This is a genomic window from Catenovulum sediminis (genome assembly GCF_007289895.1).
In the GTDB taxonomy this organism is placed as follows: Bacteria; Pseudomonadota; Gammaproteobacteria; order Enterobacterales; family Alteromonadaceae; genus Catenovulum; species Catenovulum sediminis.
In genome coordinates this window covers 2,925,249-2,941,401 of sequence record NZ_CP041660.1, presented here as the reverse complement: position 1 = coordinate 2,941,401, position 16,153 = coordinate 2,925,249, and the positions used below count along the sequence as shown (strand labels likewise).

13 protein-coding genes and 1 pseudogene are annotated in these 16,153 nt (G+C 38.3%); 9 read left to right on the top strand and 5 right to left on the bottom strand.

Features of this window, described 5'->3' with window-relative positions:
* Window positions 1-95: 95 nt before the first annotated feature.
* Window positions 96-791: a PEP-CTERM sorting domain-containing protein gene (locus FNT16_RS12385; RefSeq protein WP_143871874.1), complete on the bottom strand. Its 696-nt coding sequence runs from the start codon at window positions 789-791 to the stop codon at window positions 96-98.
* 1,005 nt (window positions 792-1,796) lie between these two features.
* Here FNT16_RS12385 and FNT16_RS12380 point away from each other — a divergent pair.
* From FNT16_RS12380 to gloA, 3 genes and pseudogenes are all read left to right on the top strand, one after another.
* A complete protein-coding gene (locus FNT16_RS12380) occupies window positions 1,797-2,048 on the top strand; it encodes an energy transducer TonB (RefSeq protein WP_143871873.1) in 252 nt (83 codons plus the stop codon).
* Window positions 2,049-2,232: 184 nt separating this feature from the next.
* Window positions 2,233-2,348: pseudogene (locus FNT16_RS20825) on the top strand (endonuclease III); the annotation flags it as partial.
* Between the two features lie 43 nt (window positions 2,349-2,391).
* Window positions 2,392-2,790, top strand: coding sequence for a lactoylglutathione lyase (gloA, locus tag FNT16_RS12370; RefSeq protein WP_143871872.1), 399 nt, complete (start codon window positions 2,392-2,394; stop codon window positions 2,788-2,790).
* A gap of 95 nt (window positions 2,791-2,885) precedes the next feature.
* Here the strand turns inward: gloA and FNT16_RS12365 are convergent, their stop codons facing one another.
* Window positions 2,886-4,946 (bottom strand): hybrid sensor histidine kinase/response regulator, encoded by a 2,061-nt coding sequence (locus FNT16_RS12365; RefSeq protein ID WP_143871871.1) that lies wholly within the window; start codon window positions 4,944-4,946, stop codon window positions 2,886-2,888.
* Complete coding sequence (locus tag FNT16_RS12360) at window positions 4,933-6,675, bottom strand: two-component system response regulator (RefSeq protein ID WP_143871870.1); 1,743 nt, start codon at window positions 6,673-6,675, stop codon at window positions 4,933-4,935. The genes FNT16_RS12365 and FNT16_RS12360 overlap by 14 nt, the downstream gene beginning before the upstream one ends.
* A 242-nt stretch (window positions 6,676-6,917) precedes the next feature.
* On the opposite strand from FNT16_RS12360, the gene FNT16_RS12355 reads away from it, so the two are divergent.
* Genes FNT16_RS12355 through FNT16_RS12345 form a run of 3 tightly spaced genes read left to right on the top strand, consistent with a single transcriptional unit; the run spans window position 6,918 to window position 11,342 of the window.
* Window positions 6,918-9,743 carry an ATP-binding protein gene (locus FNT16_RS12355; protein ID WP_143871869.1) on the top strand — a complete coding sequence of 942 codons (2,826 nt, stop codon included), beginning with the start codon at window positions 6,918-6,920 and terminating at the stop codon, window positions 9,741-9,743.
* Window positions 9,721-10,056, top strand: a complete 336-nt coding sequence (locus FNT16_RS12350; protein WP_143871868.1) for an Hpt domain-containing protein — start codon at window positions 9,721-9,723, stop codon at window positions 10,054-10,056. The genes FNT16_RS12355 and FNT16_RS12350 overlap by 23 nt, the downstream gene beginning before the upstream one ends.
* A complete protein-coding gene (locus tag FNT16_RS12345) occupies window positions 10,053-11,342 on the top strand; it encodes a response regulator (RefSeq protein WP_143871867.1) in 1,290 nt (429 codons plus the stop codon). The genes FNT16_RS12350 and FNT16_RS12345 overlap by 4 nt, the downstream gene beginning before the upstream one ends.
* 101 nt (window positions 11,343-11,443) lie before the next feature.
* Here the strand turns inward: FNT16_RS12345 and FNT16_RS12340 are convergent, their stop codons facing one another.
* Window positions 11,444-12,589, bottom strand: coding sequence for an OmpA family protein (locus FNT16_RS12340; protein WP_143871866.1), 1,146 nt, complete (start codon window positions 12,587-12,589; stop codon window positions 11,444-11,446).
* 365 nt (window positions 12,590-12,954) lie between these two features.
* On the opposite strand from FNT16_RS12340, the gene FNT16_RS12335 reads away from it, so the two are divergent.
* The 3 genes from FNT16_RS12335 to FNT16_RS12325 are packed head-to-tail and all read left to right on the top strand — an operon-like array spanning window position 12,955 to window position 14,815.
* Window positions 12,955-13,599, top strand: coding sequence for an energy transducer TonB (locus tag FNT16_RS12335; RefSeq protein WP_246072219.1), 645 nt, complete (start codon window positions 12,955-12,957; stop codon window positions 13,597-13,599).
* Window positions 13,600-13,601: 2 nt separating this feature from the next.
* Complete coding sequence (locus FNT16_RS12330; RefSeq protein WP_143871865.1) at window positions 13,602-14,162, top strand: RNA polymerase sigma factor; 561 nt, start codon at window positions 13,602-13,604, stop codon at window positions 14,160-14,162.
* Window positions 14,159-14,815: a hypothetical protein gene (locus tag FNT16_RS12325; RefSeq protein WP_143871864.1), complete on the top strand. Its 657-nt coding sequence runs from the start codon at window positions 14,159-14,161 to the stop codon at window positions 14,813-14,815. The genes FNT16_RS12330 and FNT16_RS12325 overlap by 4 nt, the downstream gene beginning before the upstream one ends.
* A 279-nt stretch (window positions 14,816-15,094) precedes the next feature.
* On the opposite strand, the gene FNT16_RS12320 is transcribed toward FNT16_RS12325, so the two are convergent.
* Entirely contained in the window at window positions 15,095-16,075 is a 981-nt protein-coding gene (locus FNT16_RS12320; RefSeq protein ID WP_143871863.1) for an NAD(P)/FAD-dependent oxidoreductase, read from the bottom strand.
* Window positions 16,076-16,153 lie beyond the last annotated feature (78 nt).

Below are 16,153 nucleotides of genomic sequence, written 5' to 3'. Positions count from 1 at the left end.
AAATTTTTTATCTGAGAGCATAATCCAGTGGACCCTATTAAAGTCATTAATTGATTCTAATACCCTCATAATTGACTTACTGAACAACGGTCTATTTAAGCGTTGTCGAATAATGCAATTGACGGCTTCTTAAATCTTCTTGATGCTAAACCCATAATGCCTAATGTGAAGATAGCAAGGGTTGAGGGCTCTGGGATTTGTGTTTGTATTTCATTTCCTAACTCATCAAATACAGTTCCACGTATTTGTAAATTGCCGAAATTAACCGCATACCCTGCCGTTGGAGCAAATGCGTAAACTCGAAAATCTATCGAAGTTAATGAAGTAAATGAAGATAAGTCAACAGAAAAAAGATCTGGAGCTATAGTATCGTATGGAGCAGTAATAAAAGAACTATCAATATCACTTGCAAAACTGTCGACACTCGAACGTAAAACCCAGCCTCTTGGTGTTGAAGCGCCACCATTGTAAGCGTGAAAACTAAATGTTTCTAAATCAAATGAATTAGATAATTGTGCACTAATAGAAAATTGAAAAAAATCATTAGCAGCTACGGCATCAGAAAATGTTGCAACCGCAACAGAGGGTCTAAGAGTGATAGCATCTCCAAAAGAACCACCGGAGCTTTCATAAATCTCTGCATTCGAATCAACCCAAGTTATACCTGTTGCATCCATACCTGTAGTAACTTCTACGTTTGGAGCGTAACCTACAATCAATCCCGCATTAGCAAAGCCACTCACACTCAAAGCTAAACCAGCAACAGCTGCTTTTAACATTTTTATATTCATTTATATTTTCCTTAGTACTACATTCTATCAAAAAAATGATTGTATTGTTATAAACCCAGCGCAGAATGCAAATTCCACACCATGAAAATAAAGACCTTTATTTTCAGAGAATTAGGATTTTTGGTAGCTTTGAATTTAGCAAGGGTGTAAAATAAGCTGACATAAAAAGTAAGTTGACTACTTGCTTTATAAGTATATTAATAAGTTATTAATGAAAAATGATTGACCACTTCCATTGTTTTATTCTTATTCATTCACATTGATGTATAGTCTATAGTCTCGCGGCCTACAGTTTTGTAGCTTGAACGACTAACCAATTTAGTGAATTTACAGCGCACACAATTTTTTTGTCATTAATGTCGCCAATACACTATAAAAAACAAAACCCGTTGGGTTAGAGCTTGCTGTGCGCATTGAAAATAAAGTTGCAATAAATGACCAAATTAGCTTAAATTACAGCTAATTCAATGCGCAAACTCAAGTTAAATGGATTGCTGAAATGCGAACAACAAGGAAACAACCTGCCATGTCAGCTGAGCTTAAAAAAGCAAATTCCTCTGGTCTATGCAGCATAAATCAAACCAAACAACTGCACCGTTTGCCCGCTAAACAAATGATTCATTCACACAAACTAGGTGTACATGAATACTAAGTGTTAGATGTCGAAGGAATTAAATGTACAAAATAATCACACTATCATTTATGTTCGTTCTAATTGGTTGCAAAAGTACTACTTCCGTCACGGAAGCTAAAAGTGAGTTAGTCGCGCCAGTGGATCACAAACTAATAAACCGAGCTGAGGCCATTAAGCCTTAAAAAACAACAGAAGAGCGATTAGCCTACTATAGTGAGAACGCTATAAAATTTACATCTCGATGTACCACGCAAGACGGTAAACAAGAAACAGGCAATCAAAAAATTCAAGCTGTAAAGCGAGTTGGACCAAAGTATCCTAAACTCGCTGAAAAAAAGAGGATTGAAGGTTTCGTGACGATGGAGTTCGATTTGAAAGTTTCTGATAAACCAACTCATTTAAGTGATGAAAATATACCAAATATACTAAAATCGCTGGTCGAGGAACATTTGAGTCAAGGTGTTCCATTCAATATAAACGTTATTGAGCATTATCCTGATCATTCCTTTGACAGAGCTGCTATTGATGCTTTAAAACAGTGGGTATTTAAAACCCAAAGTGGCGAAAAATTCGAAACCAAAGAATGTTTAACCGTTACTTTAAATTTTATATTTCTACCCTAAAGTATAACGTTGTAATCTAACGGGTAGTGTTTTTCTCGAAGTTTCATGGCAGTTTCAGTGTTTCAAACAGCTAACGAACTGTTTATTAAAGGGACGCAAAAAGCTTGGTTGCGCTCATCCTTCACTATGATCGGCTAATATTTATTAGCCGTTAGTGACAACGCCAATAAAATCAAAAAAGTGACTAAAAGTTATACCTCCTGCAATTAAAGTTGAGGTACATCACTGTTAATATTAGATGGTCGGTACACAGGTGTTGCTCGCAAAGCAAGGTGTGGCTCGTGTATCATAGCAAATTAAGTGAGTATAAAAAGACAGAGATATAATAAGCGGAGTGGAAAAAATGCGAATTTTACATACTATGTTGCGCGTTGCTGATTTAGAAAAATCGATACAGTTTTATACCCAAGTCATGGGCATGTCTTTGTTGCGCCAGCACGACAATGAAGAATATAAGTATACATTAGCTTTTGTCGGTTATGGCAGCGAAGAAGACGGTGCAGTTATCGAGCTAACCTACAATTGGGGGGTTGATAGCTACGATGCGGGCAATGCGTATGGTCATATTGCCATTGAAGTGAATGATATTTATCAAACGTGTGAACAAATAAAACAAGCTGGCGGTACGATCAGTCGCGAACCGGGTCCTGTTAAAGGGGGGACAACCGAAATTGCCTTTGTACGCGACCCAGACAATTACGCACTAGAATTAATTCAGAAAAAGCAGGATAAAAACCTCTAATTTAAATCCTGCTAAAATCCTGCTATAGCGTGTTAAGCCTTGTGATACCCTGTATACCAGATGGCGACACGCTATATATCACGCTATATATCACGCTATATATATTGCTGTACTTTAGCTTTCAAATCTTCTGTTTGTACAGGTTTTGATAAAAAGTCATTCATGCCCACTTTTAAACATTTTTCTTTATCCCCCGCCATGGCGGCACCAGTTAACGCGATAATAGGCACATTTGCTAAATCATTTTCTTTTTCATATTGGCGAATCAGATGAACCATATCGTAACCACTTAAATTGGGCATGTGGCAATCAGTGATGATTAATTTAAACCTTTTGTCCTTGTAAGCCTGCAACCCCTCATAACCATCGTTTGCCAGTTCTGGATAAACATCAAAGCTCTTTAATTGCTTTTGAATAAGCTTCTGATTAAGTGGGTTATCTTCAACTAACAGCACATCAGCCGGTTTATCTTGCACGTCATTAGCTTGCGCTAATTCAGGAGAGGCTGACTCGCGGCTCTGTACATTATTTTGTTTGCTACTAGACGCCTGCTCATACACAGCAAAGTCAGATTCATCTGCCATCGCATGTTTGATAAATTGAAATTTTGTCAGTGGTTTAATCGGCAAGGCAGGCATATTCGGATACAAATTACGCAACCTTTCTAAATCATTTCGTTCAACAGCAACCATTTTTAATGCATAAGGTGATTCTGCTGACACAAATTTCTGCAACAACGCCTGATAAGGTTCAATTTCACCTAACATCAAAACCACAGTACCGCTCAGGGCAGAAATATCCGAGTCAGCTTGCCAATTAAGTCGTTGCGCCTCCCCCCCTTCACTCTCGGTATAATCAACCAGTCGGCTGGTTAATTTATCAAGATAATGATTACATTCTAAAAAATACAACTCTTTACCAAATAAAGACGGTAGTTCCTCCTCATCGTCTTGACTTTTACCTAAGCGTATCGCAATGCAAAACTCGGTTCCTTGACCAATTTCAGATTGAACCGTGATACTACCCTGCATCATCTCAGTCAGTTTTTTGCAAATAGCCAATCCCAATCCCGTGCCACCAAATTTTCGGCTAGTCGATTTTTCAGCCTGACTAAAAGGTTGAAATAACTTCTCCTGCACTTCCTTATGAATGCCTATACCATTATCTTTGATACGAATTTCAACCAGCAAGCTATCTGTTTGTTTTTCTATAACGCTTAGATCGACAACTATCTTCCCTTTTTTCTCTTTTTGCTGAGCAGTAAACTTGATGGCGTTCCCGACGATATTAAACAAGACTTGCCTAATACGAACCGGATCACCAATTACTTTATCTGGAATATCGCTTTGCTCGCGCACTTCAAAGATTAAACCTTGCTCTAAAGTTGAAGGGACGAATGTTTTAACCACACTATCTATTGTTTCTGATAGTAAAAACTCTGTTTGTTCTAACTCAAATTTGCCAGATTCAATTTTGCTGATATCTAGAATGTCATTCAGAATGAGCACCAAGTTTAACGCTGAGGATTTGGCGGTATCAACAAGATCGAGCTGCTCATAATCAACTTGTGTTTGTGCAAGTAAATCTAATGAAGCCACAATACCATTCATTGGTGTGCGGATTTCATGGCTCATCATAGCCAAAAAGTCAGATTTGGCAGAACTGGCCATTTTTGCTTGCTCTATCGCTTTTTGCATTTCTAAAGTACGCTCAACAATGCGATCTTCAAGCTCTTCATTCAGCGCTTCCAATTCAGCTGTTTTTTGATGTACTTTATCTTCAAGAGACTTGTTGGCTTGTATTAAACTATTGGCCAACTTGTTAACTGTTAATGCTAACCGACCAAATTCATCTTCAGAGTCTAAAACAATATTATGTTGTAAATCACCACTTAATATTTTCTCAGCCCCGCGAGTGACTTTATATAAAGGTTTGAGTACAGTTTTAACAATATAAACCGCAACTAAACAGCCAATAACACCGGCCAAAATATAACTATAAAAGAACAGATTTTTAATCTCAGAAATCGTAATATTATCTACTTGGCTCTGATACAAATACAACGCAGTACCGGGCAATAAAATACATATCAAAAATATAAAAAGTTGCGCCATATATAATTTAAAACGGATACTGTAGCGACTAACTTTGCCCATTACCAACCCCTTTTATGTCAGGTTTAAAATTTGCGTGGATAACCTTATCCAATTCATCTGAACTAACAAGCGGTTTTGAAAAATAAAAGCCCTGTACTTTCTCCGCCTTGTATTGTAAACATAATTTTGCCTGCTCAACATTTTCAACCCCTTCAACGACTACTTTCATCTCTAAACTTTTAGCAATATTAATCAGTGCTTTTAATAACCTGCAGCCTCTGGATTCACCGGGTAAACCCAGTAAAAAGGATTTATCTACTTTTAACGTGTTAACCGGCAAATCACGCAAATAAGCTAAAGACGAATAACCTGTGCCAAAATCATCCACAGCTAAACTGACACCAGCATTAATCAATAGCGTTAGGTTATCTTTTAACCGTACAAAATCTCGTATCAACACGCTTTCGACAATTTCCAGTTCGACACATGAGGGGGCAATATCATATTTTTTAAGATAGGCAAAAAATGATTCAACAAAATGACTCGACAGTAACTGATGGACAGATACATTAATGGCCATACAAAAAGTATCATCCACCAGCTCACTTTTACGCCATTGTTGTAGTTGCGTAAATGCAGCCTCCATGACCCAGTTTCCTAACTTTATAATTTTATCTAAATCCTCTGCAATAGATATAAAAGCTTCGGGGTAGAGCAAGCCCAGCTCGGGGTGTTGCCAGCGAACCAGCGCCTCGACGCCAGCAACTTTATAGGGTTCAAGTACAACAATTGGCTGATAATGCAAGACGAATTGGCCTTCTTTCATCGCAGCAGGTAAAGTATTTTCAATTAATAAACGTTTGCTAACATGTGCATGTAGTTCACTCGAATAATAAGAAAACTGATTTTTACCCGCTACTTTAGCGCGATACATTGCAATTTCAGCACATTTTAATAACTCTTGTGGTTCATTTGCACTTTCCGGAAATTGTGCGATCCCTAAACTAGCTGTTAATTCAATCTGATGTTGTGCACATTCTCGAGGCGCATTAAAAACGTCTAACAGACGCCTAACGAAACGGTGCAGCGCTGCGCTGCTGTCCAATTTATAAGCCAATATAGCGAATTCATCCCCGCCCAAGTAACAAATCAGATCACCCTCCCGACTTAAACGATTCATGTCCTGTGCAACCTGCTGTAAATACATATCCCCTGTCTCAAAACCGTAATGCTCATTGCACGATTTAAAGTTATCAATATCAATTACCATTAAGGCCAATTTAATATTGTAGCGTTTAGCGCGCGGTATCGCCGAAGTTAAAGATGATAAAAAATATTCACGATTATGCAGTTGCGTAAGTTTATCCGTTTGGCTTAGATCTGTACTTTTAACAAATGAGTTGGAAAAATCTGAAATTACACTCATATTATAAAGTTTTCTGGCTAACGCCTTGTTTAACAAGGTAGGCGTCACTTCTGTTGGTTTAACCACATCGTCAGCGCCTTTTTGCAAACACCAAGACACCAATTTTTGATCAAAATCATCTGCAACAATAATAAAAGCGGTGTTAGTACCGGCCCGCCCATTATTTAATTGCATCAATGAAGGCGCATCAATATCAGGTAAAACCAGCGAAACGATTACAATATCAAACTGTACTCGCATTAACTGAAATAAAGCTTGCTCCCCATCTTCTACAATCAAAAAAGTATGTTCTTGAGTTGCTGAACACTGTTCCAGAATACCTTTTACATGTAATTCACTATGGTTAACTAACAATATGCGCATTTATGCCTATAACCTAATAAGTCAATAATCTAGTATAAGTGTTTTACACAAAGCGCAAATTAGCAAATAAGTTGCGTTTTTTTTGCACTCTGAATTTCCTCATCTACAATTAAAGTTAATTTCACAACCCTCTTTAACAACAACAAATAAACATGTTACATACAAAAAAACAACATTGCTCTGGAGAAAGCATCTACATTAATCCGTATAAACTTCACGAAGAGAAATGAGTTAAAGTCGATATGAGCTATGAAAAACAGACTATACCTGTCAGATATGATCAAAAAGATGAAACCATATGTCTGCTTTTCTCTTACCACGGAAATTTGCTTTCTGATGTACCGACAGACACTAGCCACCCTATCTATCAAGCGCTTAATCTACAGTTGGAAAACAGTGTAGATGCAAATCTTTTAAGTGATTTGATAGGCTATGAGAATTTTGAAAAATTAAGGCAAGCGAGTTGGAATTTCGGTAAACCATGTAGTATTCCGCCTTGTTTTATCGAGCATTATGGTAATTGGGATATTAGCTGTTATCCAACCAAATTAAACGATACTGCGAGTATCCTTGTAAATTTTACACCATCGTCAATTACAACTGGGACACAGCTGAAAAACAGCTTTCAGATTGCAGCCGATGCGACTGGTATCGGCGTTTGGGATATTCGTTTTATCGACGATCCCAGAAGCTTAACTGAATCAGAATGCTTTACAAACCTGTTAGATAACCACTTTATTTTTTTCTCGCAAGTCGCAAAACAAATCTTGGGTATTGAAATTAATAAGCCTATCACCTGGCGCACAATATGGGATCGGATCCACCCAGACGATCAAGTGACATTTGAACAATTTTTTACTGCCAATATATTTTACGACATTCGGCTAAATTTTGATTGCCGTATTGCCGATATGCAAAACCAGTACAAATGGTACACCATTCGAGGGCAAACGCTGACCGATCAAAGTGGACTATTACTTAGAATGTCAGGCAGTTTAATCGAATGCACTGAACAAAAAGAAATGATACATAGCGTTGTTGAGGCTGAAAATACTAAAAAACTTGCACTAGAAGCGAGCGGTATAGGTGTTTGGACCGGAAATTTAGATTCGGGGTATTGGCAATGGGACAATAATGTAAAAAGGATAATGAATATTGAGTCTGCCAGTGTGGGTAAATTACAGGATTGGACTCAGTATATTCACCCGGATGACTTTATCGAACTTAAAAAAGGATTAAATCAGGCCATTGCAGAACTTGGACAATTATCCGTTGAGGTAAGAGTTAAAGATAAAACTCGACAATATAAATATGTTCATATTAAAGGTAATGTAACCACAGATGTTATTAGCAAAGTTAATAGGATTGATGGCATTTGCCATGATACAACAGCCCATCGAATTGCTGAAAAAAGAATGTCAGAACTGAATGAAGCGCTTGAAAAAACCGTTAAAAAACGAACAATGGAGTTAATTCAAGCGCGTGATTTAGCGGAATCCGGCAGTATGGCTAAATCTAATTTTTTGGCCATGATGAGCCATGAAATTAGAACCCCAATGAATGGGGTAATTGGTGCACTCGACTTGGTTGAAAACACACCTTTAAACGCTGAACAGAACGATTTAATCGAAACTGCAAAAACCTCAGCGCTCAATCTAGTTGATATACTCAATGACATACTCGATTTGAATAAAATAGAAGCGGGCAAGATGGAGCTCGAGTTCATCCCAGTTTCTATTTCGGCTACCGTAGACAATGTAATTAACATGTTTACTGCTATTTCAGAAAGCAAAAATGTTGAGCTACGATTAGAAGAAGACAATGCTTTACCCGATTGGGTTAATACCGACCCAGTAAGACTCAGGCAAATCTTAATAAACTTTATCTCCAATGCTGTTAAATTCAGTAGCACAAATAACGAGAAAAAAGGGATTGTCAGTGTTACAGCTAAAGTTGATCAACAGCATTCATTAGGCCAACAAAAATCAATTGTTTTTACCGTATCCGATAATGGTATCGGCATGGATAAAAAAACCGTAGAACGCCTCTTCACCCCATTTACTCAAGCCGAAGCATCAACCACCCGAAAATATGGTGGCACCGGCTTAGGGCTTGCGATATGCGCTCGGTTATGCGAAATGTTAGGGGGACAAATTGAAGTACAAAGTGAAGTTGGCGAAGGTTCAACGTTTACCATCCGCTTGCCTTTGTGGGAAACGAGCCACGACAGCGATTTAAGCGCTATTTTTGGTGTGAATGTCGCAATAATCGGAGCACTAGAAGAAAATAAGGTTCAATGGCTCAAAACCCGCTTAGAGCAACTAAACGCAGATGTGAGCATTGTCAGCAATATTACGAATGATACGCTAAGCGATTATGAAATGATTATACTGCTGGCTACAGGTCAAAACGAATCCGAAATAGATAAAGAATTGTCTGATTTACCAGTAACCGAAGCGCAAAAAATCGTATTGGTTTGCCCGAGACAATTTAAACAATCATTATGGGCAAAGCACCCAAGCATTCAAATACTGGCTAATAACCCGCTGACACGCTACTCGTTAGAAAAGATTAATATGAAGGATACGCAAGTTATTACGGAAAATACTCCACATCATACTGAAAAAATTGTAAATAAAGCGGTTGATAAAACCCCAATAGCTGAAAATTTAACAAATAGCCCTTCTACTATTTTATTAGTAGAAGATAACCCATTAAACCAAAAATTATTGTTAAAACAGTTATCTGTTATCGGGTATAGCGCTGATGTTGCCAGTGATGGTGAGATTGGTTTACAACTATTTAGTGAAAACCAATACAAAATAGTATTTACTGACTGCCATATGCCTAAAATGGACGGTTATACTTTATCTAAAAACATTAGGGCATTTGAAAAAGAGCACAACACAGCACCGGTACCGATTATTGCAATAACAGGCGCAGCAATGACGGGTGACAAAGAGAAGTGTATAGAGTCGGGTATGAGTGACTTTTTATCCAAACCGATAGAAACACACAAATTAAAAGAAATGGTGGAGAAATGGCATGAGCGAAATTCCGATTTATGACCCTGAAGTGTTAGTTAGCTTAATTGGAGACGATCAACCACTTATAGAAGAATATAAAAAAGAATTTGTAAAACAGTGTGTACCGACATTAAGAGGTATCGCAGCTGCATTCAATAAAAATGAAAATACAGAGGTCAAAGATCAAGCGCATTATCTTAAAACCTCTGCAAAGGCCATTGGAGCCATGCGCTGCGCTGCGAGATTACAAAAAATAGAAGACTGCGCACTGAGTGATGACAGAGTATCGCTCAAGCAACATATCACACTTTTGCAAAATGATATCCGAGATGTCAAAAAGGAGTTTATTAAATGACAGTTAAAAGTGCACTGGCGAGTCGTCATCCGCAAGTATTGTTAATTCATGATCGTGAATTAGAAAGTGGTGCTGCTGTTATCATTTCACAACATATGGAAGACTTTAGAGCATTTAAAGCCGGTGACGACTCAATTAAAGCAGTCAAAGAATACCAACCCAAAATTCTCTTGTTAGAAATGAACTCAGTAAAAGACTCTATTCAGTACTATGTTAGCTTGGTTAAAGAACACAACTTGCTGACCCACCCTCATCAGGTTGTCCTATTGTGTACGAACAAAGAAGCTGGGCTCGCTTATGCCGTATGTGCAAAAGGCACTTTTTACGACTACTTTGTATCCCGCCCAATTTATGAAAAATTTAGATTAAAGTCGATTTTAAATAACCTATCCAAATTATTAGCTATCCAAGAAGATGCAACCCAAATTAACGACACCTACGTGAATGCATTAGATGGTGACATCAATAGTCTCGTAGATGAGGTCAATAGCTTTCAAGAAAATATAAAAAACCAAATCGACAACTGTCGAAGTGTTTTGGTAAATCAAGGTAATCATTCGGGCGGTGAAGACATAGAAGAAGTGCTCTCTCCCTTAATTTCGCAAATTGAAGATGAAGTCCATAAAAGTTTAGCTAACTTTTTAGATAATTTAGGCAAACAAAAACTATCCAATATTAAACACAAGAAAAACCTATCTAAGTCTGTTTCATCAGAATGCAAATTTATTAAAGACATTCCAGATGATGGTAACATAGAATTACCGCAAGCCAGCTCTGGCGCCGAAGCTGAAGATGATATGCCAACAGATGATATGCTGTTAGAGGCTGCCGATGATAATCTAGAAGCGGAAAAGCTGCTTGCTGATAATGTATTACTTGGCGATGAAGGGGTAATTGAAAAAAAATCACCGAAAAAAATCATGGTGGTAGAAGACAACCATATCTATCGCGATATGATAAAAAAGATCCTCATTGGCCATAAATACGAAGTGATTGAAGCATCTAATGGTATGGAAGCTATCAAACAGCTAAACAAGCATAAATTAGATTTAGTATTAATGGATCTATTTATGCCAGAATTAGACGGCTTAAACACAACCAAACAATTCCGTAAACATTCAGGTAAAAAAGATTTACCGATCCTCGCGTTAACAGGTAATAAAAACAAAGACCTAGTCGTCAAATGGGTTTCATCCGGTATCAATGGTTACATCATGAAACCATCAAGCAAAGAAAAAATCATTCAAGCGGTCGAAGAAGCGCTGGACAAAATCAAGAAAAATTAGTGGCTAGTGGCTAATAGCTGTTATTTTTAATGAAAATATATTTATCAAAACAAAAAACGCCGGAGCTCCGGCGTTTTTTAATTTAGATTAAATCTATCTAATTAGTTATTAACAACAGTCGTTGATATTTCCGCAGTTACACGACGGTTTTTATTACGACCTTCTTTAGTAGAATTATCAGCGATAGGGCTGGTTTCACCTTCACCACGTGATAATACGCGCTCAGATTCTAAATTAAAGTTGTTTACTAAGTACGCCGCAACTCGCGCTGCACGCTTTTCAGACAACATTTGATTATAAGCAGCAGAGCCACTTGAATCTGTATGGCCCACTAAAGTCACTTTAGTATCTGGGTATTGCTTCATGAAATCAGCAACTTTCTTGATTTCACCGTGATACTCTTGTGGGATTACACTACTGTTATTCGGGAACGAAACATAAAGCTCAATTGAAACAGTTTCAGTCAATTGCTCGCGACAGCCATTATCAGCAACTTTCGCGCCTTCTGGTGTCATTGGACATTCATCCATGTAGTCATAAACGCCATCAACATCACGGTCGAATGGACAGCCTTGGCTATTTACACGAACGCCAGATGGGGTGTTTGCACATAAATCAGAAGTGTTTGCAACACCATCACTGTCATCATCCATTACAGCTGGTTTTTGCACTGGCGCAGCCGTTACAGGTTGGCTTTTCTCTGATTTCATTGGCTTACTTGAAGAAACATCACCGAACTGATACTTGAGGCCAACACTTGGTACACTTTCAATCAAAGTTGAATCGAAAGAAACAAGCAAATCCCAAAATACAGTTGCCGATAAGTTAGGCTGAAGAAAATACTCGTAACCTGCACCTACTTTGATAGCGGCCTTGCTTTCTTCACCTAAAGCACCTGCGTCTAACTTATACTGACCTAAACCAGCTTTTGCTAACAAGCTGTTCTGACCAACAGGTGCATAACGGTATAAACCATTAATAGACAACAAGCTAATGTCTGTATCTGTGGCTGACGCTGTTTTTGTTTCAGAGCTTGCCATGTTGTAATCCAGTTCGACAGCCCAGTTCTTGTCTAGTTGATAGCCTAGACCTAACCAAGGGCCGAACGCATTATCAACGTTGTGCACTTCATTATCGAATAAAAACATATTTGCACCACCCGTTACATAAACAGGCTCTTGTGCAAAAGCTTGAGAAGAACATAAAAGTGCTGCGGCAATACTTGCTAGTTTAAATGATTTTTTCATGACTTTATCCTTAACCATTTTTTGAATTGGGGTTATTTTATGAAAGAAGGTGTCCCTATTACACCAGCTTAAAACGACAATTATATGAATAAGACTGCATTAACGATCCTCATTAACAGCAAAACTAACCTCCTATAAGGAAAATCTTTGTGTCTTTATAACTGCTATCTTACGTAAATATTTCAAGGGCAGACCACCGAAAATACAAATACTTGTGATCAACATCCCAATTTTGGTGCAATCAGCTTACCATAGCTGCTCACAAAAATGTAACTCTCAACTATTTTAAAAAAATTAACCCTTTTTTTACGTGCCAGACGTTTTACGAATAACCCTGCCCAAAACAAGCGAAAAAAGAGGTCTATATGAGCGTAACAATCTATCAAGATATTAAACTAATTCATCAGGTTGTAAAGCTATCCGGTACAGTAATCTTTGGGATATTTATTGCGATAAGTTTATTTATAGTCATGAATAAACTGATAGAACCAGATATGCAATACGCACCAGAGCCAACGCCAACTTTTATTGAAAATTTTGTAATGGAAAAACCTCAGATAAAACCCATTATAAAAAATCAACTACCGCAGCCACCACAGGCCACACAACCCCCACCCCCACCACAATCTCTCTCTGCAACTACTGCGGAAAACCTTGTCGTTGAAGCGCTCACATTCAAACCTAAAATAGAACTGGGTACCAATAATGATGACTTCACCTATTCACCACAAGATTCTTCTGCTGCAACACCTTTTGTCAGGGTTGAACCCAGATATCCAGCAGTTGCCGCTCGAGATGGTATTGAAGGCTGGGTTGAACTATCATTTGATATTAATAAGCTAGGCCAAGTTGAAAACATTCAAATCATCAAATCTGAGCCTAAGCGCATATTTGACCGTTCTGCAATCAAAGCTTTAAGCAGTTGGCGCTATAAACCTTTAATAAAAAATGGCACGCCGCAAGTGCAAAACGGACTGACCGTTAGATTAGATTTTAGCTTGGCACAATAGATATGATAATAAGTAATGGATTAAAACTGTGGTTAAACGCCACAGTTAGCAAATCTAAAGATTGGATGAACTTGTATACCCACAGTGGCGACAGTAAGTATCTGGAGCCGTTAATACAGCAATTTAATCCAATTTTATTTAAATATTTGAGACATCAAATAAGTGAACAGGATGCAGCTGATATTTGCCAAAAGACTTGGTTAAAAATCATTGAAAAGCGCCATTTATATAAAGAACAAACCCAATTCAAAGCCTGGCTGTTTAACATTGCTCGCAACCTGATGATTGATGAATTGCGAAGGCAAAAAAAATATTTAGATTGTGACACAACAGAGATTTCAATAACCACACACCATGATGTTGAGGATACACAGGTAAATGCTTTTCGCGCCGCCCTTGCAAAAATATCATTTGAGCAAAAAGAAGCACTCACCCTACAATTTGAAGGTTTTAGTTTAGAGCAAATTGCAAATATCACTCAAACAGAAATTGAAACAGTCAAAAGCCGATTAAGGTATGCCAAAAAACATCTGAGCAAGTTATTGCCAGAGGAGCACTCATGAACTCTGAAAACGTTAAGCCAAATGATCCGGAGCAAGCAAAAAACTGGCAGACTTTGTATCAAAAAAGCTGTCAACAGACCTCTGTTCCCCCGCAGCTTAAACAGCAAATAATACGGAATTTGCAAAAAAAGAAGACTGCGCAGAAAAATATAAAACCTTGGCTGGCATTAGCTGCATCATTTGTGGTCGCTGTATTAATGTTGCAAGTCTATCAATCTAAGCCCATGTTTCAGCAAATTCAGCCCCAAGTGGAGCTTATAGAGCTCGAGCTCTTGCAAGAAATAACAGAAACGCAGAATAAACCCGAGTTTATTGTGAATATTGAAAAACGACTGGCAAACTACCAACAACAGCAAATTGCCATCAACAATGCTTTTAAAAATCAAATGCTGCGGCTACAGTCAAGTTACCTCAATAAACCTGATGCCTTACTTTACGCACGCTATGCCGTGTTAAAACAGGAAAACGAACAACTTATTTTGAGTTTATGTGACAATAAAACGCTACAAGTTCTAAAAAGTTCAGGCTTAAATAAAAAGGCACAAAAATCTTGGCTCAATCGCTTACAGCCATATCAAACTGTGCAAATTTTATTATCAGATGCAGGACAAATAGCGGGGATCTTACCAAGTCAAATCAAAAATTGTAGCTGAAGACTGGTACTGTGAAAAAAGCGCCTTATTACAGAACCGTCAAACTAGCAATAAGGCGTTAGCAACATAAGGCTATAACATGGGAGCTTACGCTCAGTTTACAGTGATGTTTAAACCCCAAAAAAATAGGTTTCCCATTAAACAAAACCATAAACAAAAGCACATTACAGCAAACCCGGCTTGATAGACCAATCTACACCAAGCTGCGTAATATTTGGCTAGTTTAGACAAATCCAGATTGACCACAAGTTGAATACGTATGTAGTCGCGTGATTGAAATTAATGGACCGATAAAAGCTTGCGCGCCAGCGCTAACCCACTGACAAAAGCCCCTTCGACTCGACCACCACAAAAACCATCACCGCACGCGGCCAGATTTTGCTGAGCGTCTAACCAATATTGCTCCTTGTAGCCGAGGAGTTTAATACGCGCATTGGGATATAAATAGCTGAAGGAATCAACAACTTGACAAGGCTCTCTTTGGCTAAAAATTTGCTCTAGCTGAAGTTGAGCTAAGCGGATAAAACAAGCATCATCGTTGTAACGATACATGTCTGTTGCTTCTGGCGTGAAATGCATTAACCACGCCTGCTGTTGGCTGTTTCTATTGTATTTGGCATTGACTTGCCCCAACCAATCTATTGCTCTATCTTTGACAAACGACCACTCAACCTCAGTTCTAATTGCTTTTTGCAACGACAACACAACGACCTGAGTAGCATAAGCGTCAAATTTTGGAAATACTTTTAAATCGATGTTTTGAGGCAATAAACTAACAACATCTGGTGCCGGAATTGCCAGTACCACATAGTCGTATGGTCCACTCTGATTGTGTTGGCTCAATTGTGCAAACCATCCTTGAGAGCGTTTATGCAGCGATTCGATATTTTGCTGTAGATGAACATTGCAATCAGCCAATAAACTTTCAATTGGGGATTGCGCCAAGGGTGTACCAAAATAGCGCTTTGTATTATCCGGCGATGGATGTATACCAAGTTTATCAATTAAATGCGGTTGAATATCCCATGCTGCCACAACCGAATCTTTAAGCCATCTAGTTACTTGCCGAATAAAAACAGGATCTCTAGCGGTAAAATACTGCGCCCCCAAATCAAAATTTGACCAAGCCATCTGCGTACTGGCCATTCTTCCGCCAACATGTTTATTTTTTTCCATGACACTGACTGAACAGCCAGCCTGCGTTAACGTGTAAGCACATGCGGCGCCAGCCATTCCTGCTCCGACCACTAATACCTTCATCTACACTACCTTTATTTATTCTGACTGATGTCATCTATACCGACTGAAAAAGTAAATAGTTCACATTACTGTTGATAA

Excerpts from the sequence above, each read along its gene's own strand:
- FNT16_RS12320 (WP_143871863.1), bottom strand. The coding sequence starts at position 16,075 with ATGAAGGTATTAGTGGTCGGAGCAGGAATGGCTGGCGCCGCATGTGCT.
- FNT16_RS12325 (WP_143871864.1), top strand. The coding sequence starts at position 14,159 with ATGAACTCTGAAAACGTTAAGCCAAATGATCCGGAGCAAGCAAAAAAC.
- gloA (WP_143871872.1), top strand. The coding sequence starts at position 2,392 with ATGCGAATTTTACATACTATGTTGCGCGTTGCTGATTTAGAAAAATCG.
- FNT16_RS12350 (WP_143871868.1), top strand. The coding sequence starts at position 9,721 with ATGAGCGAAATTCCGATTTATGACCCTGAAGTGTTAGTTAGCTTAATT.
- FNT16_RS12340 (WP_143871866.1), bottom strand. The coding sequence starts at position 12,589 with ATGAAAAAATCATTTAAACTAGCAAGTATTGCCGCAGCACTTTTATGT.
- FNT16_RS12365 (WP_143871871.1), bottom strand. The coding sequence starts at position 4,946 with ATGGGCAAAGTTAGTCGCTACAGTATCCGTTTTAAATTATATATGGCG.
- FNT16_RS12360 (WP_143871870.1), bottom strand. The coding sequence starts at position 6,675 with ATGCGCATATTGTTAGTTAACCATAGTGAATTACATGTAAAAGGTATT.
- FNT16_RS12355 (WP_143871869.1), top strand. The coding sequence starts at position 6,918 with ATGAGCTATGAAAAACAGACTATACCTGTCAGATATGATCAAAAAGAT.
- FNT16_RS12345 (WP_143871867.1), top strand. The coding sequence starts at position 10,053 with ATGACAGTTAAAAGTGCACTGGCGAGTCGTCATCCGCAAGTATTGTTA.
- FNT16_RS12330 (WP_143871865.1), top strand. The coding sequence starts at position 13,602 with ATGATAATAAGTAATGGATTAAAACTGTGGTTAAACGCCACAGTTAGC.
- FNT16_RS12385 (WP_143871874.1), bottom strand. The coding sequence starts at position 791 with ATGAATATAAAAATGTTAAAAGCAGCTGTTGCTGGTTTAGCTTTGAGT.
- FNT16_RS12335 (WP_246072219.1), top strand. The coding sequence starts at position 12,955 with ATGAGCGTAACAATCTATCAAGATATTAAACTAATTCATCAGGTTGTA.